The sequence below is a fragment of the Pseudoalteromonas sp. QJM3NY_12 genome (assembly GCF_056173165.1).
Map to the genome: position 1 here is coordinate 153,295 of NZ_CM149661.1, position 19,569 is coordinate 172,863.

19 protein-coding genes and 1 pseudogene are annotated in these 19,569 nt (G+C 36.0%); 11 read left to right on the top strand and 9 right to left on the bottom strand.

What is annotated here, in order from left to right; genetic code table 11:
• Positions 1 to 11 precede the first annotated feature (11 nt).
• From AC0VZ5_RS00740 to AC0VZ5_RS00765, 6 genes are all read left to right on the top strand, one after another.
• Positions 12 to 1,925, top strand: a complete 1,914-nt coding sequence (locus AC0VZ5_RS00740) for a hypothetical protein (protein WP_475473763.1) — start codon at positions 12 to 14, stop codon at positions 1,923 to 1,925.
• Positions 1,925 to 3,931 (top strand): hypothetical protein, encoded by a 2,007-nt coding sequence (locus tag AC0VZ5_RS00745; protein WP_475473765.1) that lies wholly within the window; start codon positions 1,925 to 1,927, stop codon positions 3,929 to 3,931. Before AC0VZ5_RS00740 ends, AC0VZ5_RS00745 begins: the two co-directional genes overlap by 1 nt.
• Positions 3,928 to 4,314, top strand: a complete 387-nt coding sequence (locus AC0VZ5_RS00750; RefSeq protein WP_475473767.1) for a hypothetical protein — start codon at positions 3,928 to 3,930, stop codon at positions 4,312 to 4,314. The genes AC0VZ5_RS00745 and AC0VZ5_RS00750 overlap by 4 nt, the downstream gene beginning before the upstream one ends.
• A gap of 540 nt (positions 4,315 to 4,854) precedes the next feature.
• Entirely contained in the window at positions 4,855 to 5,247 is a 393-nt protein-coding gene (locus tag AC0VZ5_RS00755) for a TIR domain-containing protein (protein WP_475473769.1), read from the top strand.
• A 12-nt stretch (positions 5,248 to 5,259) separates the two neighbouring features.
• Entirely contained in the window at positions 5,260 to 6,132 is an 873-nt protein-coding gene (locus AC0VZ5_RS00760; protein ID WP_475473771.1) for a DUF4231 domain-containing protein, read from the top strand.
• 50 nt (positions 6,133 to 6,182) lie between these two features.
• Positions 6,183 to 6,938 carry a TIR domain-containing protein gene (locus AC0VZ5_RS00765; RefSeq protein WP_475473773.1) on the top strand — a complete coding sequence of 252 codons (756 nt, stop codon included), beginning with the start codon at positions 6,183 to 6,185 and terminating at the stop codon, positions 6,936 to 6,938.
• 224 nt (positions 6,939 to 7,162) lie between these two features.
• Here AC0VZ5_RS00765 and AC0VZ5_RS00770 read toward each other — a convergent pair whose 3' ends face one another.
• The 3 genes from AC0VZ5_RS00770 to AC0VZ5_RS00780 form a co-directional block, all read right to left on the bottom strand.
• Positions 7,163 to 7,612: an antitoxin Xre/MbcA/ParS toxin-binding domain-containing protein gene (locus tag AC0VZ5_RS00770; RefSeq protein WP_475473775.1), complete on the bottom strand. Its 450-nt coding sequence runs from the start codon at positions 7,610 to 7,612 to the stop codon at positions 7,163 to 7,165.
• 88 nt (positions 7,613 to 7,700) lie between these two features.
• Positions 7,701 to 9,125 carry a DEAD/DEAH box helicase gene (locus AC0VZ5_RS00775; protein WP_475473777.1) on the bottom strand — a complete coding sequence of 475 codons (1,425 nt, stop codon included), beginning with the start codon at positions 9,123 to 9,125 and terminating at the stop codon, positions 7,701 to 7,703.
• Positions 9,122 to 9,646 carry a hypothetical protein gene (locus AC0VZ5_RS00780; protein ID WP_475473779.1) on the bottom strand — a complete coding sequence of 175 codons (525 nt, stop codon included), beginning with the start codon at positions 9,644 to 9,646 and terminating at the stop codon, positions 9,122 to 9,124. Before AC0VZ5_RS00780 ends, AC0VZ5_RS00775 begins: the two co-directional genes overlap by 4 nt.
• 100 nt (positions 9,647 to 9,746) lie before the next feature.
• Here AC0VZ5_RS00780 and AC0VZ5_RS00785 point away from each other — a divergent pair, with 100 nt between their 5' ends.
• From AC0VZ5_RS00785 to AC0VZ5_RS00800, 4 genes are all read left to right on the top strand, one after another.
• Positions 9,747 to 9,983 (top strand): helix-turn-helix domain-containing protein, encoded by a 237-nt coding sequence (locus AC0VZ5_RS00785; protein ID WP_475473781.1) that lies wholly within the window; start codon positions 9,747 to 9,749, stop codon positions 9,981 to 9,983.
• A gap of 91 nt (positions 9,984 to 10,074) precedes the next feature.
• Complete coding sequence (locus AC0VZ5_RS00790; RefSeq protein ID WP_475473783.1) at positions 10,075 to 11,559, top strand: serine/threonine protein kinase; 1,485 nt, start codon at positions 10,075 to 10,077, stop codon at positions 11,557 to 11,559.
• A 427-nt stretch (positions 11,560 to 11,986) separates the two neighbouring features.
• Positions 11,987 to 13,327 carry a DnaB-like helicase C-terminal domain-containing protein gene (locus tag AC0VZ5_RS00795; protein ID WP_290190751.1) on the top strand — a complete coding sequence of 447 codons (1,341 nt, stop codon included), beginning with the start codon at positions 11,987 to 11,989 and terminating at the stop codon, positions 13,325 to 13,327.
• A 61-nt stretch (positions 13,328 to 13,388) separates the two neighbouring features.
• Positions 13,389 to 13,955 carry a hypothetical protein gene (locus AC0VZ5_RS00800; RefSeq protein WP_290190752.1) on the top strand — a complete coding sequence of 189 codons (567 nt, stop codon included), beginning with the start codon at positions 13,389 to 13,391 and terminating at the stop codon, positions 13,953 to 13,955.
• Positions 13,956 to 14,199: 244 nt separating this feature from the next.
• On the opposite strand, the gene AC0VZ5_RS00805 is transcribed toward AC0VZ5_RS00800, so the two are convergent.
• The 5 genes from AC0VZ5_RS00805 to AC0VZ5_RS00825 form a co-directional block, all read right to left on the bottom strand.
• Positions 14,200 to 14,646 carry a DUF4231 domain-containing protein gene (locus AC0VZ5_RS00805; protein WP_475473786.1) on the bottom strand — a complete coding sequence of 149 codons (447 nt, stop codon included), beginning with the start codon at positions 14,644 to 14,646 and terminating at the stop codon, positions 14,200 to 14,202.
• On the bottom strand, positions 14,643 to 15,893 hold the full coding sequence (locus AC0VZ5_RS00810) for a hypothetical protein (RefSeq protein ID WP_475473788.1): 1,251 nt from the start codon (positions 15,891 to 15,893) through the stop codon (positions 14,643 to 14,645). The genes AC0VZ5_RS00805 and AC0VZ5_RS00810 overlap by 4 nt, the downstream gene beginning before the upstream one ends.
• 138 nt (positions 15,894 to 16,031) lie before the next feature.
• Positions 16,032 to 16,361 (bottom strand): hypothetical protein, encoded by a 330-nt coding sequence (locus tag AC0VZ5_RS00815; RefSeq protein ID WP_475473790.1) that lies wholly within the window; start codon positions 16,359 to 16,361, stop codon positions 16,032 to 16,034.
• A gap of 124 nt (positions 16,362 to 16,485) precedes the next feature.
• Positions 16,486 to 16,704 (bottom strand): hypothetical protein, encoded by a 219-nt coding sequence (locus tag AC0VZ5_RS00820; RefSeq protein ID WP_475473792.1) that lies wholly within the window; start codon positions 16,702 to 16,704, stop codon positions 16,486 to 16,488.
• Positions 16,705 to 16,985: 281 nt separating this feature from the next.
• Positions 16,986 to 17,771, bottom strand: coding sequence for an endonuclease (locus tag AC0VZ5_RS00825; protein WP_475473794.1), 786 nt, complete (start codon positions 17,769 to 17,771; stop codon positions 16,986 to 16,988).
• A 329-nt stretch (positions 17,772 to 18,100) separates the two neighbouring features.
• Here AC0VZ5_RS00825 and AC0VZ5_RS00830 point away from each other — a divergent pair.
• Positions 18,101 to 18,793, top strand: a pseudogene (locus AC0VZ5_RS00830) (ATP-binding protein); the annotation flags it as partial.
• A 4-nt stretch (positions 18,794 to 18,797) separates the two neighbouring features.
• Here the strand turns inward: AC0VZ5_RS00830 and AC0VZ5_RS00835 are convergent.
• Positions 18,798 to 19,502, bottom strand: a complete 705-nt coding sequence (locus tag AC0VZ5_RS00835; protein WP_138605934.1) for a response regulator transcription factor — start codon at positions 19,500 to 19,502, stop codon at positions 18,798 to 18,800.
• Positions 19,503 to 19,569 lie beyond the last annotated feature (67 nt).

Below are 19,569 nucleotides of genomic sequence, written 5' to 3' on the forward strand. Positions count from 1 at the left end.
ACGAATAGTGTATGGAATCTAAATATACCAAACTAAAAGTTAATCTTTTGACGCCTAAGCAATTGCTTGATGTTTATTATGAAAAAGGCGATTTTTCTTCCTCGCTCTCAAGGCTTGATAACATCGTTATTCAGCTCCACGTAAAAACCTCTCTTGTAGACATCTGTTATGCAGAATATAAAAAAAATAGACTAGATAGTACAGATGTTTATGTTGTTAAGAAATCGTTAAACCCAAATTATAAAGTTATAGTAACTGCAGTATTAAACGTTATAGTTAATTTACATCAGGACGGGAAAGTTGATGTCACAGTCTATTATTGTTTCCGGAATATTTCTCATTTTCTTGGTTGGCTTAGTAAGCATAAGTTTCCCTCAACTTTAGAGGATGCAAAAACTTTACTAATTAATTATATATATGACCTTCGTTGTAATATGCGTCAATATGACAAATTGAAAAAAAAGGGCATGTCGAGTATTAGCGCAAGAAAGCATCAGAATTTAGCAATTCAATTCTTAATGGAGCTTTTCAACAAAGAAAGAGATAGTTCTTATTTTCACTCAGGATTAGATAAAATCATTGAAAATGCAAATGAATTAGAACCTGTTTCACCTCTGAGTCAAGAGGATTACGCTGATCAATTTAATTTCTATACTCTGCTATTTCGCCAGTGCGCTAACGTCCTTCTAAAAGCTAAACCTATCCCCTTTAAGCTAGAGTTAGTGTATGGAGATTTCCACTGTTCACCATATTCGAAAAACTTATTTGGACTTTCTAGTCAAAATAGCTTTGGAAAGGCATTTAATTTTTCGAATGGTAAATTTTATACTGTTGAAGAGTTTGTCTCAAAGTATCAAGTATCAGAGGCAGAAGCCTATCGTTATCTAGGAAAGGGAAAGAAAGCAATGGAGTGCGCTAATAGACCGGAATCTAATGCTCGCAGATTGATCGTAGGATACGCGTTAAAGTCATATTTCATGCACTTTTTGTTTTTAACCGGAATGAATGACTCTTCGGCCGCACGTTTGAAATACAATGACAATATCAGTGTCGATAAGAGCACTATGCACTTTTCAAACGTGAAATGGCGTGCTCAAGGAAAAAATGTAACTTTTGAAATTCAATCTGAATTTATGAGTGATTTTCAATTATATATAAAATTAAGAGATTATGTATTAAGCCTTTATAGAAGGAAAAAACATGCTGAATCATACTTGTTTTTAGGGTCTGTTTTTAAAGGTATTATTAGACCTTTTCCATTAGATGGTGGGGCATCTTTTCTAGCTCGTAAAAGGTTAGAGGTTGCATTTGGCTATAAATTTTCATTAGGGAGCTCACAGGAGATACGTACGACAAAAAGTATTTGGGTAAGAAATAAGTATGGTTCCACAGTTGAATCATGGATATTACAGCATAGCGTCTATACTAGCCAAACTCACTATACCGGAAGGAATGATAACGAAACAACTGCAGAGGAAATGACCGATTTTTTTAATGCATTATCTGCAGAGCTAAAAAAAGAAGATACAACTGATACTGTCGTGGGACATTGTAGTGAGTTAAGTCGACCGGAGCCTATTTTAGTAGGTAGTCCACCAGTTAAGATCGATTGCTCTTTTAACGAGGGGTGCTTATTTTGCAGCAAGTATAGAATGCATGCAGATGGGACTGATGTACATAAACTTCTTTCCTTAAAGTTTTTAATACAGGAAAGCCAAGAGCTGGCACATAACCGAGCTCACTTTTTAAATGTTTATAGAGACACTTTATATAGGATTGATGAATTAATAAGTAATATAAAAAAAATCAGCCTAGAAAAAAAAGATATGGTAGAGGGTTTAGAGTCTAAAGTCTTTGACCAAGGATTGCTGACTCCTTATTGGCAACAAAGATTAGAAATGTATATAAATTTAGGGCTATTCTAATGAAGCATAATTTGCAAGTCAGTTTCTCTAATTCATGTTATTCAGACACATTCACATATCTAGAAAATACCCCATCACCTCCAAGAAACGACTTTGTATTGTTCTACAATTTATCTAATCAACCTATGCAATATTATGGTGATAATGAAATAGATCTTTCAATTTTTTCTGAAAAAGAAAAGGGTAATAAGATAAACTTTAAAAAGCTTCCTACTCACTTAAGGGAAGAAGGAAGATGGCTGTGGTTTTGTAGTTTTTTGTATGGAAAAGGTGTGAATAAAAACACATTATCCGTTTCTTCTCTTGTAAGAGTCTATAATTATTTTATAAAGCCGTTAGCTTTATTTGCTGACATAAGAAAGTTATCGATAACTAATATTCTGACAAATGAAAAGTTATTATCCGAATTTGTAAGTATGCATCAAAAGGAAACCGAACTAAAAGCGGCTCAATGTACTTTAGGGTTATTTGAAAAATGTGGGAGAAGCAAGTTAGGTTTTGAAGTCGCTTACTCAAATGTTATCAGAGACTTTATCAATACAAGAATCAATCAATTTAAATGCTTATATAAACAGGTTGCAGTCATACCACCTAGAATATACAAAGCCAAACATAACTTGTTATGGGATTTCATAACAGAAACGGAAGAAAATATTTTAGGTTTGGAGAGAATAATATCTTATATTTTAAAAGAAAAAAGTAGTAGAGAAGAAAGAGAAATTAGCAAAGGAATATCGGGTGGTGGTAATACACAGAAAGTTAGAGAGCAACGCCTAAATAAGTGGTTAAATGAAAATAATTTAGTTGAATATGCAGCTAAGTATGATTGGAACAACAATAGGGTGAATATCCAAAAGCACATTACTTCCATTCAAAGAATATGCAAAGAAATAATACATTTCTACTCTGGGATGAGGGATGGTGAAGCCCTAAAATTAAATTTCTATTGCCTTGAAAGTCTCGGGCAAAAAAGGTTAAAAGCTCGATTTTTAGGTAACACAACTAAGTATGCTGGTAATAAGAAATCAGTCAAATGGGTAACTACTATTGACATGGAGAGAGTTATCAATATATTGCAGACAATTGCAAAACCTGTAGCTCAATTTGCCGGATTAAGCTGTGAAAAGGATGCAAAAAACATTTCCCCGTTATTTATTTCAATGTCATATCTAACCTCTTCAACCTCAACTATGAAAAATCATCCAAATGGAAAGTATGCTGATGTTGCTAATATAAGGTCTCACAAAGGTCTTCTTGTCGATAATGAAGAGCTAATAATTACCGAAGAAGATATGCTTTTTCTAGAGCGATTAGATCCAAATAGAGATTGGTGTTCGAAAGGTGATAACTTTAAAGTAGGAAGGCATTGGCATTTCACTTCTCATCAATATAGAAGATCTTTAGTGGTATATGCTGCTCAGAGTGGACTCGTTTCTATGGGAAGCCTTCAGAATCAATTACAGCATATCTTAAGAGCTGTAACATACTACTATTCTAATGGTGCAGAGAATATTGATGGCTTATTTAAAATAGGCAAAAATCATGTAGCGAAAACATATAGTGATAATAAGCCATTAGCCGATTTTATGGCTTATGTTTCAGATGTATTACTAAGCGATGAATTGTTATTAGGTACAGCTGGAAGATTTATAGAGGGAAAAGGTTTTCGTTCATTAGAACCTGGGAAGCAAAATATTTTAATTACAGAGACTAGAAAAGATACATTAAAAAAATTTGAACGAGGTGAATTAGCATACAAAAGTACAGTGTTAGGTGGGTGTGGCTCTGTCGATGCATGTGATTCTTTTCTTACAAAAAGTTTTATTAGCTGTACTTCTTGTGATAAAGCTTTTATAAAGCGTTCAAAATTAAAGAAAACATTAAACATCTTAAATAACAACCTCAACACTCTTAATATGAATAGCGTAGAGTATCGTTCTGAAGCAAAGGATTACGATGAACTGCTTAGATTTGCTAAAAAGAATGGGGTAGATTATAAAAAATGAGCGCACTTGATAACTATTACTCTGCACTAGAGCGTCTTGTAAGTAATCAACCTCAAGTACTTGAAGTTGGTAAATATAAAATAAATCAAGATTCAGTTTGCCTTGAGGCCGGTGTTGGTAAAGGATCTATTAAACCTTCCAGAGGGCAAGGTTTTAAAATACTAGCTGGTGATATCAAGAATGCAGCCAAACAGCACATTAATAAAAGTACAGAAAAACAAAAATTAGATAAAAAATTACAACGTAATATAAAAAAAGCTGAAAAATTTGAGAAATTACTCTATGACTCCTTAAATAGAGAGTTAATGCTCATAAATAGGGTTTATGAACTTGAGTGTAGATTATCTGCTTTGGAAGAAAATATTATCAAACCGATTAGGTAAAAATAATTTCCTTTTTGGGAATTTGCTAATAGTCGGCACCGAGCGAAAACCGGCCAGTCAAAAACGGTGACGTATGATTTCACCTTTGATTTATCCATCCCCCTCGCTGTTAATTGGTATCTTGCCATTTACGGTATGGTGAATAATTTAAGTGTAGTGAAAAACAAAATAATGCGAACGAGTTAGTAGTCTATCTTACTTTATAAAATCAAAGGTTTAACCTGCTTAAATGCTCAGGCTAATAGCGGCTTTGCTAGCGAAAAATATCCTTGCTTAATGGTTAAACATTAGGTTTAATGGATAAATAGTAAACGCTGAGCAACGCAGGGAAAGCGCACATTATAATAGGTAAGCTTATTAAATTAGCTAATTTAGCTAGAGCCTCTAAAAAGCAAATTCCCATAGCATAAACACACCAACTCTGACACACCGAGCAGGTAGCGCCTCAGTCCAACAAGCCATTGTACAACACAAACGGCGTGTCGCATAAATACTAAGATGTTATACCTACTAATCCAATATCACATAGGAGTCAGTTAAATGGCCAAAGTAGTATTTTTTAGCTTTAAAGAAGAGGATCGTGATGTAGTTGTCACTATAAAGGGCCGTGCAGTAAACCCGCGGTACACATCATTGAACTTTCAGGTACGTGATCTGCTAAAGCGGTGGAAAACTGAAAACGAAGCTGTAATTAAACAAGCAATATCCAAAAGCCTGACTGGGACATCAAAAACTATAGTTTTTGTCGGAGATGATACTTGGAAAAGTTATTGGGTGCCTCACGAGGTTGAAATGTCTCTAGCGCGAGGAAAGGCAGTTTACGCAATTCGCCTCAATGGAGTACAGGGTAAAATTCCACAATGCCTGTTTGATAATGGAATCAAGGTTTACGCTTGGAGTGAAGCAAACTTACAAGCGTTAGCCTCAGCTTAACGAGCAATAACTATGGAACAAAAAGATTATCCAGGTTTGTACAGAGCAGCGGATAACGCATCAATTTTTGCGCAGACCGCTTATTTACGCTCAGTCCAGTGGCACATATTCACACTAATTCTAGGCGCTCTTCTTGCGATAAATCCATTACCCAATGCTATCTATTCATTGGTTAATGCCTCAGTATTTTTAGCCGCTCTAGGGATATCTATCTTTATAGCATCCAAAAGATATGAGCGTGCTTGGTATAGTGCAAGAGCAGTGGCAGAATCGGTAAAAACAGCAACCTGGCGCTATATCATGCGGGCGGAACCATTTTTGGACGCTAATTCAGTGCATGAAGTAAACGCAGTTTTTAGAGATATGCTGCAAGGTATTCTTTCTTCGAATAACCAAATTGGTGATCTATTGGGGGGGGATGATTGCGCTAATGAGCAAATTACACCAGAAATGCAGAGCATTAGATCTCGTGATATTGAAGACCGGAAAAACTTCTATCTCTCAGCTCGTATTGATGAGCAACGGATATGGTATGCAAAAAAGTCAAAACACAATAAGAAGAGAAGTTCACAATTCTTTGCTCTATTGGTTGTACTACAAGCAATAGCTATTGCTCTTGTATTGTCACGCATTGCATTTCCTGAATGGAAAATCTGGCCAACAGAGGTTTTTGTAGTTGCAGCGGGGGCAGTAACAACTTGGATACAGCTCAAAAGGTTTCAAGAAATCGCAACTGCTTATGCTCTTACTGCGCATGAAATAGGGATTATTCGTACAAAATTAGACGAGGCTAACTCAAATGAATTGTTTTCGGATTTTGTACGTGATGCAGAAAATGCTTTCTCTCGTGAGCACACGCAGTGGATAGTCAAAGTTGAAAAATAAGTATAATAAGCGCGTCTATTATGAGGGCGCTATACCAAAAAGGAGAAGCAATGAAATTTATAGGTAGCTTTCAAGATCTTGAGACAGTAGTTGGTGCTATTGGCAGAACAGTTAGTTCTTCTTTAGAAAAAGGGAATATGCACCAAATAAAAACTAATGAAGGTGAAACAATAAATTTATATAGAACAGGTACGCTTCAGGTTCAAGGTAGTCCTGCACTAAAGAAAAAATTTGAAGATGATTTCAACCAATACAGCGGTAACGCATCTGTGCCGTCTTCTGAGCCAATTCATGCATCCCCAGAAACGCTTGCAGCTAGTGTTGCTCAGCAAAAGCAAGTTTTTGTAGTGCACGGTCACGATGAGGTTTCAAAAGAACAACTTGAATTGGTTTTACATAAACTTGGAATAGACCATTTTATTCTTGCTAATAGTGGTGGTGGTGGGTTAACCATTATAGAAGCCTTAGAGGCAAAAATTGGTCACAATTCAAATGCAACGAGCTTTGGCATCGTGCTTATGACACCCGATGATATGGGATACGCCTTGGGAGATGGCGCAGATAATATTCAGCCTAGAGCAAGACAGAATGTTGTCTTGGAGATGGGAATGCTAATTTCGTCTATAGGCCGTGCAAATATTGCTATATTGGTTAAGGGGCACCTAGAGCGCCCGTCGGATGCTGACGGTATTTTATATCTTGCGTTTAATAATCATGTGAAAGAAATTGTGCCTCGGCTAGCGGGAAGACTGAAAGAGTCTGGTTTTGTATTGAATCCAGATAAAGTAGCTAATGCATCCAGCTAATTGTTATAATAAAACGTTTAATTCGAACTTCCTAATGGTGAGGACTGTTTTGTAAAAACACGCAAAACAGTCCTCACCATTACTACGCCGGTTAGCGCGGTGTTATCACCGCCAGCTTCATGCCCTGAGCCATTAATAAACTCAAATCAACATTTTAATCTCTAAAGTGATAGTAAATTAAAAAAAGGATAGAACTTGGCCTCATGTCCTAAGGCACTTTACTTTTAGGCGTTATAGCCATGTTTGAGCCTGTTTACGGTATTTTTAATTAATTCACGTCCAGTCATAGTATCTATAAATGTTAAAGGTTTTTTAGAGTCGAATAGAAGTGAAGGAGTATTTAACCAAATATTAAAACGTTCTATATTTTCAAAGTAATCAAGACAAAAAGAGCTGACTTTTGCAATTTCAAATGCATTTTCACTTAAAGTGGTATTTAAAGGCTTTAATTCTTTTTTATGGCGTACATATGAGCTCTTGCTAGTTCTAATAGCTGAGGAAAATGCTCGAATATCCCATTCTAGCTCTGTCCTTAAACGCTCAGCATCTTTGATATCTACACCTTGATGTATAAAGTTAATTTGTTCTAGATGACTAGATTTTTCACTGATATTTCTATTGCTTAAAATCTCTATAAGGTCTATTTGTTTATGAATTTCAGAGAAGCTATACATAGCAACACCTTAAATTAAATTATGTTTCCTCGTGTAACTGAAATCGATGTTACCTGAAGAGGTCTACTTGAGATAAATTCTAGCGTATTTACTGCAATTCACTTAACCCCAAAGCAATAGCTTCTTGCTGAAAGCGGCCTGATATATTAATTATTCGCTCATAGGCACCGGTTAAAAAATGCTCCTCTGTCGCTTCAGGCCTATTATTCATAACTGGCTGATCAAAAAAGTCATCAAAATCAACCTGAGCTTTGGAAGTTTTTTTACTTTGTTTACTAAAAGTAATAACGCTTGAATTTGTATCAACAATTTTATCTTTAGCAGGAGTTTCAATCTTTTCAAACTTAACTACATCAGCTTCGAATGGAACATCTTGATTAACCCTATACGCGTACTCTAAAAGCTTAGGTTCGGCGGGCATATACATAATAGCTTCTTGGTTTTTAGAGTTTGTTACTCTCAGTATACGGCCTAATATTTGCCTAAAATGCATTTCTGTTTTTATGTTTGTAAGATGGCAGCAAACCTGCAAACGAGGGATGTTTGTACCTTCGCTAATCATACCAACAGAAATAATCCACTTAGTTTGTGCATACCTAAACTGCTGAATAATACTTGTAGGTTCATTTTCTCGGTAGGTTACAACAATACTATCCTCGTCAAAATAAGTTCGCATTAACATAGAGATTTGATGGGCATGCTCAACAGAAGATGCAACAATCAATCCTGCGGCATCGGGGTTTTTCAATCTGATTGAAGTCAGCTTTTTTTGAGCTGAAGAAATCATGTATTTTATTACCGCTTCATTTTCAATAATTTCTTGATAAGAAACGCCAGAGTCGTTTAATAAAGTTTTAAAGCAGTTAAATGTTTTGGTTTCAGCGTCATTTATAACTGTAATGCGGCTATTATCTACAGCTACTATTTGTGGAACTCGACAAACATTATCTCCAATAGCCTCAGAAAGCCCATAAACGTAGTCACACGCAATTTTATTGTTAGCCTGCTGATATGATGAAAGAACAATAGGAGCAGCGTCAGAGCGCCAAGGAGTGCCTGTTAAGGCTAATGTGTACTGTGCTTTATTTTGAATGTTAATAATTATCTGCTCACCCCATGCATTAGCATTGTCAATATTAGAGCCAGCACAATGATGAATTTCATCAAATATTACAAAAACACGGTATCGTTCAAATAGCTGCCAAAAGTGCACATCTAAATACTGTAAGCTTTGATAGGTTAAAGCTCTACCTTTAGCGCCAATAAGGCCATCAAATCGTTCATTCGTTTTTAGCTGTAAGCTTTCCTTAAAATCTTGAGATACAATAGACGACGGTGAAAAACAAATAATTAAATCGACCATATTGCTTTTTAATAACTGATTAGCTAATTCTGCAGCCATCAAAGTTTTACCCGCCCCAGGAGTTGCCAAGGCTAAAAAGTGGCTATTGCCGTTCTGATATTGTGTAAGCGCTAAATTAATACACTCGGCTTGCCATAGTCTTAGTTTCATATTTTCTCTAATGCTTCGCTCTGCTTCAGTAAGCCTTCAATTGCTCTAATTTTGCCAAGTATTCTGGTGTTGTTGTCTCTCGCTTTGTTGTATTGTGGTTGAAGCTCATCTACAAGTTCGGGTGACTCCAAATAAAGCTCTTTATATGCCTCAGACTCCCCCATATTCAATAGTAGTTCGGCTTTGTAATGATTTAACTTACTAAGTAACAGCGCGTGTTTATCATCAGCCTTTTCTGTAGTTGTAATAGGTATTGCATCAGCTAGCTGAGTAATTACGTCAACGTTAAAGCTCTCTGTTTTATTGAATCGTGTAAATCCCTTTTTATTTGACACCACTTTCTTCAGCCAGCCTTTTTTAACAAGCTTGATCAATTCGGCATATATACTTCGCCTAACTGCTGTAGGTACTAAAGAAGAATCACTTTTTAATACTAAGTATGCTGAACGTACATCACTTGTTGTAAAGTTATCAAAATTTGGTGCAACAATAATTTGAGCTACGAGAGGGTCAAATTTCAAAGTAAATCCTAATAAACTTCTTATAATAATGGGTATTATAGGGCGTGGTAGTTTAGCCCTCAACATGAAAATCTAATCATTTTGCCTTGAGGAAAATCAGGTGAGTGATTTAGTTAAACATTTTGGCGAAAAGTTACGAGAGAAACGTAAAGAGGCGGGTTATTCACAAGAAGGTTTTGCCGCCTATGTTGGTATTGAACGAGGCAATTACGGAAAAATGGAAAGGGGTAATGTTAACATTAGACTCGAAACTCTCTACAAGTTAGTAAATGCGTTAAACTGTGAGTTTGAAGAGGTAATGCCACCAAGGGAAAGGTATCAAATTGAGCTTGAGTAAGTGTTATTGTAGCTTAATAATTGCCTTATACAGATTTTTATAGATTTTTTAGGGAAACCAAGCCTGCGAGGCATAGGGAGCACGCTAGTTCATGATAGCTAAGTTCAAATTCAAGAAAGATAGGAAGGTAGGCAGCTGGAAACTAATTGAAAAAATAGGTGCGGGTGGGAACGGTGAAGTATGGAAGGTAACAAATAAAGGAAATGAACTTTTTGCTCTAAAAGTTTTAAAAAATATTGATGACATAACTTTTAAGAGATTTGCTATCGAAGAAGCTGTTCTCAGAAATATAGATATTGATGGTGTCATAAATATACATGACTCTTTCATTCCGGATAGTAAAGTAGATGGAAATCCTTGGTTTGTAATGCCATTGGCTGAGCCTTTTGATAAATATGTAGAGTATAAAAAACCTATCAATATTGTTAATGACTTTATCACTTTAGCAAAAAGTTTAAATGAACTACATGATTTAGATATAGCTCATCGAGATATTAAGCCAGAAAATCTATTATACCTAAGTGAAAGGCTTGTACTTACTGACTTTGGATTAGTTAAATACCCCGCGAGAGAGTCTATTACACCAGAAAGAAGGGATGTTGGTGCAAAATTTACAATGGCACCAGAGATGCGACGCTATGCTTACAAGGCTGATGGCAAAAGTGCCGATGTGTATTCATTTGCTAAAACGCTATGGATAGCTCTCTCTGGCGAAAAGAGGGGCTTTGACGGTCAATATGTAGCGCATAGTTCTCTGGGGTTGAATAACTACCATCCTGAATTATATTTAACTTCATTAGATGATCTTCTCACTAAAGCAACTGATAATAACCCTACTATTAGACCCAATGTTTCTTTGCTTATTGAGGAAATGGAGAAATGGGTGGCACTAAACAGAGATTTTGAAGAGCGTAATTTAACTGAATGGTTTGAACTTCAAGAAAAGCTTTTTCCATTTGGAACACCGGAAAGAGCTACTTGGACTGATATAAACTCTATTATTCAAGTAATAAATGAATTGTCAAAAGCAAAATCTTTAAATCACATGTTTTTTCCAAATGGTGGTGGCCTTACTGTCACCAGTGCATCTCTAGCTGAAGAAAAAGGGTTTATAGCTCTTCATGTTGGAGAAAAAATGGTGGAGCTAATAAATCCAAAAAAGTTATCTTATGAATCATTTGGGGTTGATCCTTCATGGGATTATTTTAGGTTAGAGTCAAATGAGATCGAGCCAACAGGCATTCCTAATACCATTAGTTACAGAGGGATGTCCGAGGAGCTAACGGAAGTTTATCCTGGAGAATATAGTGACTATACCTGCTGGGAGTATAATGAATATGAAGGTGAGCAATTACCAGATAATGCTCGTCGTGCGCAAAGGTTTTTGAGTGGTTCGTTTGTCTTTTTTTGTACCTCGTCAATTTATAATCAATTGACAGGTAAATACGATGGGTATAATGCCGGCCATAATACACTCTCTGAAGATGAGTTTAGAGATTTTATAAAGTATGGATCTGAATATTCTGCTTCCCAAAAATCATCTAATAGTTCAATTCATAGAGACGAAACAACATAAATTTTGTTTCACCAGCCGTTGAGAATAATAAATAGACTAAGTGCTGGCTCAAACTGTGATGGGTTAGTTTTAGTAATTAACGACGAACTGGCACTGGCAGATAAATAGTCACCGTAACGCCTAATTGCTGTAGTTAATATACTCGGGGCACCTCGCTCTCTTGCGAAGTTTTTACTGACGTCATTAACAACTGTAGCTGTTTTTTAATGTATTGAAGCTGGTATGGGTATTATTTTTCCTCATGAAAGCTGTTGTAGTGAACTTTAAACAACCGATACATCCTTTTGACAAGTATCTCCTTTTTATTATTTAGAAAGCGGTACATTAATATAAAAGATATAGATTCAATTAATAGTTGGCTATATGCTTACCTTTCAATCTCACTTTCGGCTATGCAATTTATACATGTCTTGTTAGGTATTAATTTATGGAAAACTCATCGTTATCAATTTTTTACAGTTACAGTCATAAAGATGTGGGGCTCAGGGATGAGTTAGAAACTCATTTATCACTCTTGAAAAGAAAAGGCTTTATATCAAACTGGCATGATCGAAGTATATCTGCCGGTCAAGAATGGGAACCAGAAATTAATGATAATATAAAAAGTGCTGACATAATTTTACTATTAGTAAGCTCAGATTTCATAGCGTCTGATTATTGCTATGGAAAAGAACTTTCAATAGCAATTGATAATCATGAAGAAAATAAATCAATTGTGATTCCTATCATATTAAGGCCTACAGATTGGGAAGGAGCTCCATTTGCAAAGCTTCAAGCATTACCTGCGTCTGCAAAGCCAGTCACCAGTTGGAATAGCCATGATGATGCTTGGTTAGATGTTGTTAGAGGTATAAAGAAAGCCATATCTCAAAGAATTGAATTAAAAAGCAGAATGAGAGAAAGCTTTGGATTACGCGGTATGGATGATCTATTAGAGCGCTTCGTAGATAAACTAGAACTTAATTACAGCGAAGAAAGCTTGATTTCAGGCATAGAAACAGGGATAGAAAATTTAGATCTGCTTATTGATGGGTTGCATACCTCTCAGCTTGTCACTATTGCTGCTCGTCCCAATATGGGAAAAGGTGATTTAGCTTTAAATATTGCTACTCATGCTGCACTGAGTAACAAATTACCAGTTGCATACTTTACGATGACAATGACAGCTGAACAATTGACTCGGCGATTAGTTTCGTCTGTTGCCTCTGTTAACTATAACTCTTTTTCTCGTGCAAGTTTAGATGATGACGAATGGGCAAGAACGTCGGCTGCCATGGGCCTCTTACTAGAATCCCCATTATATATAGATGAAAGTATATTCTCGACAGTTGAAGCATTACGAAAAAAGTGTATAGATTTTTATTCAGAACATAAACTTGAATTAATTGTTATTGATTCTATTCAGCACCTTACCCCCCAATCTAACTTAAAAGATAACTCCTCAAAGAGTATAGCTAGACAGTTAAAAAGTTTAGCTAGAGAGTTAGATATTCCAGTAATTATTACTTCTTCAGTCCCAATTGAAGTTGAGAAAAGAGTATCTAAACGACCAATCCTAAGTGATTTATCTAATTGCAACGAACTCGAAGAGTTTTCAGATACTGTTCTGTTTATCTATCAAGATGCAATTTATAATGACCATATTGAGAATACTGGTGAAGTAGAGTTAATAGTAGCCAAAGAGATGTTCAATAAGCTAGGGGTAGTAAAAGTTAACTATAATGAAGATAAATATAATTTTTTTTGTTATAAAAATTTAAGGAAATAACCGTAGTGTAAATATCATGATCTAATGTATCGTTAAATTTTAATCTGAAGATACAAGGTTTATGGAAAATAAAAATATGCTCTTGAGTCAGGTCATTACTGGCACTGTTGCAATTATAGCATCTTTTGGAGCCGCTCTAATTTCATCCAATTACGCTTTGGAAAGTGCAAAGACTCAAGCCGAAAAAGACATAAGCATTTTATCTGCGGCTAACGCTAATGAAAATGCAAAAGAAATTAGAACGCGTGCCGAAGAATATCTTTTAGCATTTCAGGAGCTAATGAAATTATTAAATAATAAGCGTGTTAACTTAGATGATGTAAATCAACAAATTCATAAGATGGATAGATTAGCTCAAGGCTTACTTGTATACGGTGGAGTTGATTTAGGTGTTGCAAGTTTTAATCTAAACTTAGCTGTAAAAAATGCTATATTGTCTCCTTCGAAAGATTATCTGTCAGATACTTTTAATGCTACTAAGGCCTGGTATCCAGCATACTTTTCTGTGATTAAAACCTTCGATAATCATTCCATGCCTAAAAAAGCCAAAGCAGATGTTCAGGATAAATTAGTTGGTTCACTTTTCGATGAACTTAATAAAGTACTCAAGACTGATTCGTATTACTAGATAACATACTTTAAATCAGAAAAATTATTAAATAAGGGAGTTAGTCGTTCAAGAAATTGCTTGATAAAAGTAGTGTATTAATAGGTTTATATGAATAAATAACTTGATCTGCCAGACTTGATTTTTAGAGTTGAATCAAATCTGACAGTGAATGGCCGACTTGTGCCATGGGCGGTCATTGGTAACGCCTCACTAAGAGGCGAGTAATTGTTGGCTAAAATGTGTAGCGAAACCGAGCCAACTGTTACGAGTCCTGCTTTAGTGACTTGTTATGTGGCTTTTTCCCGCTTGATTTTGACCATTGAGAGTTTTCTTTAGAAATTAAGTTTTCTATACGCTCAACGAACTGATTGAATGGATTTACAGTGTCATAAGGCTGACTATTAGTTAAAAATAGAAACTTTTCATGTTTAATTGTCTCGCACGTTGTACGATACATTAGCCAATTCTCTTGATACTTATTTAATGCAGAACTACCAGAACAAATGGCTATAACTATACCAAGAACACCAATAATAATTGAACCATATAATACAGATTCCCCCATGCCTGCGATAAACGGAATAATAGCAGCGCAGATAAATTCGAGAAGTCTTATGTTTTTGAAACATTTTTGATTTAGTTCACTTTTTTTGTCATACCAATCAATTTGCTTATCAACACGTTCGGTTAAATATTCTTCTTTGTTCATATTTTCAAATCCGCTAATCTATTCGCATGTTTTACCATATCGTTCAAGCTATTTACAAAGTTATCGTTATCCAAGTCTTTTAATATATTGACTAAAATAGCTAATGATGATGCTATTAAGTGGTAATCCTCTATTTCAATAGCTGCATGAAAATACCTGACACTGCTTGTAATTATCTCATTTAAAAGCTCACTCTTTTTCTTTTCACTTAAATGACTATTTCGATATTTTTCATATAAGGGGATTAGCTCTTTTTTCATTATTGTTAGAGTTCCGAGGAACTCTACTTTGGTATCTGGTATAAAACAACCGTTGGCATTCAGATCTATTTCAACTGGTGTACCATTGAAGTTTCTTTCTATTATGTAGCACTCGTATTTAAGCAATTGCTTAACATTGACAGCTGTATCTGGAGAGGCATGAAAAATTTCATTTAGTTTTTCTCTGCCTTTTTTACTCAGGATGGAACGAGAGCCATTACCTTCTGCTTTATCAATAAATTCCTCAAAATCAATTACGGAACCAACCTCTTTAAATTTATCGATATTTATAGAGGTTTCTCTTGTTCGTGTAACAACCAAAGTATTATTCACTTTATTAAATTTTTTAATTAAGTTGCATTCAGTTTCTACAGAGCGTATGTGTTTTTCACCTAAGACAACAATCATTTTGGCTGCTTTAATAAGAATGCTAACAACCTCTTCCCAGTTAAATTTATGCGCACGTAAAGCAAGATGTTCCTCATATCCAAAATGAAACATATCTGTATTAGAAAGGCATATGACAGGGATGTTTTCAAAGTTTCTTTTCAGTAATGGAAGCATAGCATGGTCGCCAGCTAACTCGTTTTGACCTACCATTCTTTCAGGCCCATCAGAGCCCATTATTATCTTACCTCCACCTGAGTGTTTAAAGTTTCGCAGGTATAAAACAAATTGTTTATTTTCCGATAAGTATCTTTTAAGAACTGAAATACTATTATTATGTGACTCTTTAATTCTTTTAATATAATCAATAATGTTTTTAATCTTTTTCAAAACATCATCAATTGTTTTAAAGCTAAACTCGGTATATTTATCAATTGAGTTTAAGTCACCTCTAACAGCCGACCAATAATCCAAAGGTACAGTGTAATCCGAAAAAATAACAAGCTGACTGCCAACATGATAATACTGTACTTCACCCGGATTTTTAATTTCCATCTCAGGATAGAATGCTTTAATGAAAGTATTCGTATCTGTAGCCATAATATCCTCCTAAGATACTTTATTGAAAGTGAGCGCTGCCACATAACGCCCCATTCAGGGGCTGATAATAGCTTGCTAAAATGTGAAGCGAAGCGGAACCGAGCAAGCTGTTATCAGTCCCGTTACTGTAATGGCTTGTTATGTGCTCAGCCAATTGTCATACTCTTTTTTATCCGCTTCGATTAATTTTTGTTTTTTAATTCCTTTAAGAGACCATGATTTACTTTGGCGAGGATACTCAGCCCAAGTAATAATATCGCGGTAGTCTTGTTTTGCTGACTCGATAAATTTTGCAACTTTTTCAATGTCAGGCCCTGTAAGTTTTAACACCGCCAACCTAACTCTAAATGGTTCTTGTTCATGAGCCTCTGACCCATATGTGTTAAGCAATACTTCAACCGACTTTCTATCAGCTGTGCTAGGAAAGAATTGAAGTAATTTTTTAGTTAAAGTTGCTTCGAGATTCAATGGCTAAGCCTCCGTGCACATAACGCCGCAAGCAACGGCGATTTTTAGCAGGCTAAAATGTGTAGCGAAGCGGAACCAGACTGCTAAAAATTGTCCGCTTGACTTGCCTTGTTATATGCACACGTTAATGAATATTATGTTTTTGCTTGTTTGAAACTTCGCGTGAAGCAAAAATAGAGCATGCACCTGTAATTAAATAGTACCAATATTTTGAATTGTCACTACCGTTTATATTCAAATCCCAGATACTATAAAGTCCGAACAATATAGAGATAATTCCTGCTCCGAAAAGCATACCTGCCAGAAAAGAAAATCCTATTTTATTTGTATTATGATTATCCATGAGTTCCCCGTGCATATAACAATTTAATAGTGCGCTCATCGCGCATATTTCTGCCAACTCCACGCTCATTTTTCTACATTATATAGTTTTAACAAATAACCTAAGGTATTACTATAACTATGTTTTCTAAAGTTTTTAGGTAAAGTTAAATAGAACAATATGCGCTCAGCGCTCATTTTCATGAATATATGCGCAAAAAGCAGTTTAACCAATCTATTAACGACGATATTTGGCCAGTATCAATGACCGCTTATCGCTCATAGCAGCCTATTGAATTTGCCTTACTCACACGCTTTAGACACATAACTATTAGCCAACCCTTGCACTGCTTCTATTCGCTTATTCCTTTCACACTCCCACTCATCAACTGGATCAGCTTTATCCCATGAGTTCATCATAGCCATCTCTTCATCTGAAATAATAGCCCCATGCTTTTTAATCATATGAAAATAAATGCGAGCTATATTACCTTTAACAAAGTCCGCTGGTTCTGCTAAGTCTGTAGCAAAATCAACTTCAAAGTCACATTGCCCGTATGCTCTCTTTTCACCTTCAATAACGGCAAAGCTAAAGTTAGACCTATCTCCATTGAGCTCACCAACTGCTGGTGTAAGGTTATTCATATCATTGTGAGCCTTTTTAAATGAAGGTACCAACTTATAAGCACAATCTCGGCCTGATAAGTATTTACCATTTGACCTCTTACATTCGCTGTATGCTTTAGGGTTCTGCCACTGGTCTAAATTACCACCCATTAAATGAGCTGGCATTACATGTTCCCATTCAATACGTGATGCGCGTTTATTCTCTTTGCCTGATGATGTAATCGGGTTACGTGGATTATAGCCACAGCTAAGAGGATTAACTTTTGTTTCTTTAACATCACCATCGTCATCAATATCGGCTATGTCATCAAAAACAAAGTCACACTGGCAGTAGAACGTCGTATTTCTGTCATGATAGACATACTTTTCTGCTTTGCTCTTAGCGTTTGAAAAACTCGATGGATAACCAGCTAATGCCGGTAACGACAAAATAGCGATGAATGTTAAAATAACCTTCTTCATACTTATGCTTTTAAACATCAATAGCCTTAATATTTAATTAGTGAAATCTAACTTAATATTATTAATTAGACATTACAGCAAATACTATAACATTCATTGAATTTAGAAATAGTTAAATAGCGCTGATGCAATGAAGTATATGTATAAGTTTTATTTAGTAACCTACCCCTAGAAACTTCATTATAGGCTTACACTTAATGGACATTTATGAAGGAATTCAAGGTTAAAAAAATTTAAAAATGGACATGACTTATAATTCATGTTTTATAACCAATTAAATTTAAAGGCCTTTCTATGTCCATCTAAATTAAACTTATATGTGTTTGCCCACTTGTTCTGCAGTAGCGCTGGTGGGTGGCTCGTCTAACCCTAAACCCGGTGAAATATCGTTAGCGCATAATGGTGTGTTGTTTTTAGATGAGCTCCCTGAATTTGAGCGTAAAGTGTTGGACTCATTACGCGAGCCAATGGAAACCGGAACAGTGACGATTTCGCGCGCGGCCAGACAAATGGAATTTCCGGCGCAGTTTCAGCTTATTGCAGCACTTAACCCTAGTCCGACAGGGTGCCATCATGATAAACGGGCGACACCCGATCAGGTAATGCGCTATTTATCGCGAGTATCGGGGCCGTTTATTGACAGAATTGATTTGCAAATTGAACTACCAAGGTTGAGCAGTGTGGAGCTACAAAGTACAACTACAGAAGAAACCAGTGCTGAGGTGAGGGCACGAGTAGAAGCAGCTTATGCAGTTCAGCTTAAACGCCAAGGTAAAGTAAATGCGCGGTTAAATAATAAAGAGATGAGCTTGCACTGTGAGTTACCACCTGCAGAACTGCAGTTTTTAGCCAGAGCCAGTGAAAAGCTGGCGCTATCACCGCGCTCTTATCATAGAGTAATTAAAGTGGCGCGAACTATTAGTGATTTAAAAGGTGCGCCACAAATCAGTTTAATTGAGCTTAAAGAAGCGCTTAATTATCGGGCATTTGAACGTTTATTATCGCAGTTAACCCAACACTAAGGCTTTAAATTGAAAGCATATAGCCTTTACCGCGAACAGTGACAATACGTTTTTGATCTTTCTCATCGTTCAGCTTTTTACGTAAGCGACCCACTAACACGTCTACTGTGCGATCGTTGGGGCTCCAATCGGGCTGGCCAATTTCTTCTGATATTTTTTCACGGGAAGTCGCTTTACCAGCATTACCAATCAAACAAATAAGCACCTTGTGTTCAGCTTCAGTCAGTCGTGATTCAATCCCACTGGCGGTAATAAGGGTGCGATTGTCTGGATGAAGTTTAAAATCGGCATATTCAATAAACTCTTCACTGTCATCGTCGCTGTGATTATTGGCAACACGTTTGTATAGGGCGCGCATTCTTAGCTCAAGCTCAAGTAAATCTACAGGCTTGCAAATATAGTCATCAGCACCTTGGGCAAGGCCTGCAATTCGATCGGCTTGTGAGTCACGACTCGATAATAAGATAACGCCAATATCGGTGAGCGTATTTAGTTCTTTGGCAAGTTGTAAACCGTCGCGCTTTGGTAGCACAATATCAATTATTGCCAAGGAAATAGTATTGCGCTGATTTACGCGGCTTTTAACAACGTTTAACGCATCGGCCCCGGTGGGGTCAACGTCAATAGAAAACTCGGTATTTATAAAATGATTTTGGATGCGCTTTACGAGTAATTCGTCATCCTCAACCAATAAAACATTAATTGCCATAGTCTGTTATTTTTTTAGTTTCAGCTTTGCATATTAGCATTATTGATGGCCTGTATAACACAGAGAA

Coding starts and splice junctions, on each gene's coding strand:
- AC0VZ5_RS00805 (WP_475473786.1), bottom strand. CDS start 14,646: ATGAACAAAGAAGAATATTTAACCGAACGTGTTGATAAGCAAATTGAT.
- AC0VZ5_RS00800 (WP_290190752.1), top strand. CDS start 13,389: ATGGAAAATAAAAATATGCTCTTGAGTCAGGTCATTACTGGCACTGTT.
- AC0VZ5_RS00810 (WP_475473788.1), bottom strand. CDS start 15,893: ATGGCTACAGATACGAATACTTTCATTAAAGCATTCTATCCTGAGATG.
- AC0VZ5_RS00755 (WP_475473769.1), top strand. CDS start 4,855: ATGGCCAAAGTAGTATTTTTTAGCTTTAAAGAAGAGGATCGTGATGTA.
- AC0VZ5_RS00770 (WP_475473775.1), bottom strand. CDS start 7,612: ATGTATAGCTTCTCTGAAATTCATAAACAAATAGACCTTATAGAGATT.
- AC0VZ5_RS00795 (WP_290190751.1), top strand. CDS start 11,987: ATGGAAAACTCATCGTTATCAATTTTTTACAGTTACAGTCATAAAGAT.
- AC0VZ5_RS00825 (WP_475473794.1), bottom strand. CDS start 17,771: ATGAAGAAGGTTATTTTAACATTCATCGCTATTTTGTCGTTACCGGCA.
- AC0VZ5_RS00765 (WP_475473773.1), top strand. CDS start 6,183: ATGAAATTTATAGGTAGCTTTCAAGATCTTGAGACAGTAGTTGGTGCT.
- AC0VZ5_RS00790 (WP_475473783.1), top strand. CDS start 10,075: ATGATAGCTAAGTTCAAATTCAAGAAAGATAGGAAGGTAGGCAGCTGG.
- AC0VZ5_RS00775 (WP_475473777.1), bottom strand. CDS start 9,125: ATGAAACTAAGACTATGGCAAGCCGAGTGTATTAATTTAGCGCTTACA.
- AC0VZ5_RS00820 (WP_475473792.1), bottom strand. CDS start 16,704: ATGGATAATCATAATACAAATAAAATAGGATTTTCTTTTCTGGCAGGT.
- AC0VZ5_RS00745 (WP_475473765.1), top strand. CDS start 1,925: ATGAAGCATAATTTGCAAGTCAGTTTCTCTAATTCATGTTATTCAGAC.
- AC0VZ5_RS00760 (WP_475473771.1), top strand. CDS start 5,260: ATGGAACAAAAAGATTATCCAGGTTTGTACAGAGCAGCGGATAACGCA.
- AC0VZ5_RS00835 (WP_138605934.1), bottom strand. CDS start 19,502: ATGGCAATTAATGTTTTATTGGTTGAGGATGACGAATTACTCGTAAAG.
- AC0VZ5_RS00750 (WP_475473767.1), top strand. CDS start 3,928: ATGAGCGCACTTGATAACTATTACTCTGCACTAGAGCGTCTTGTAAGT.
- AC0VZ5_RS00740 (WP_475473763.1), top strand. CDS start 12: ATGGAATCTAAATATACCAAACTAAAAGTTAATCTTTTGACGCCTAAG.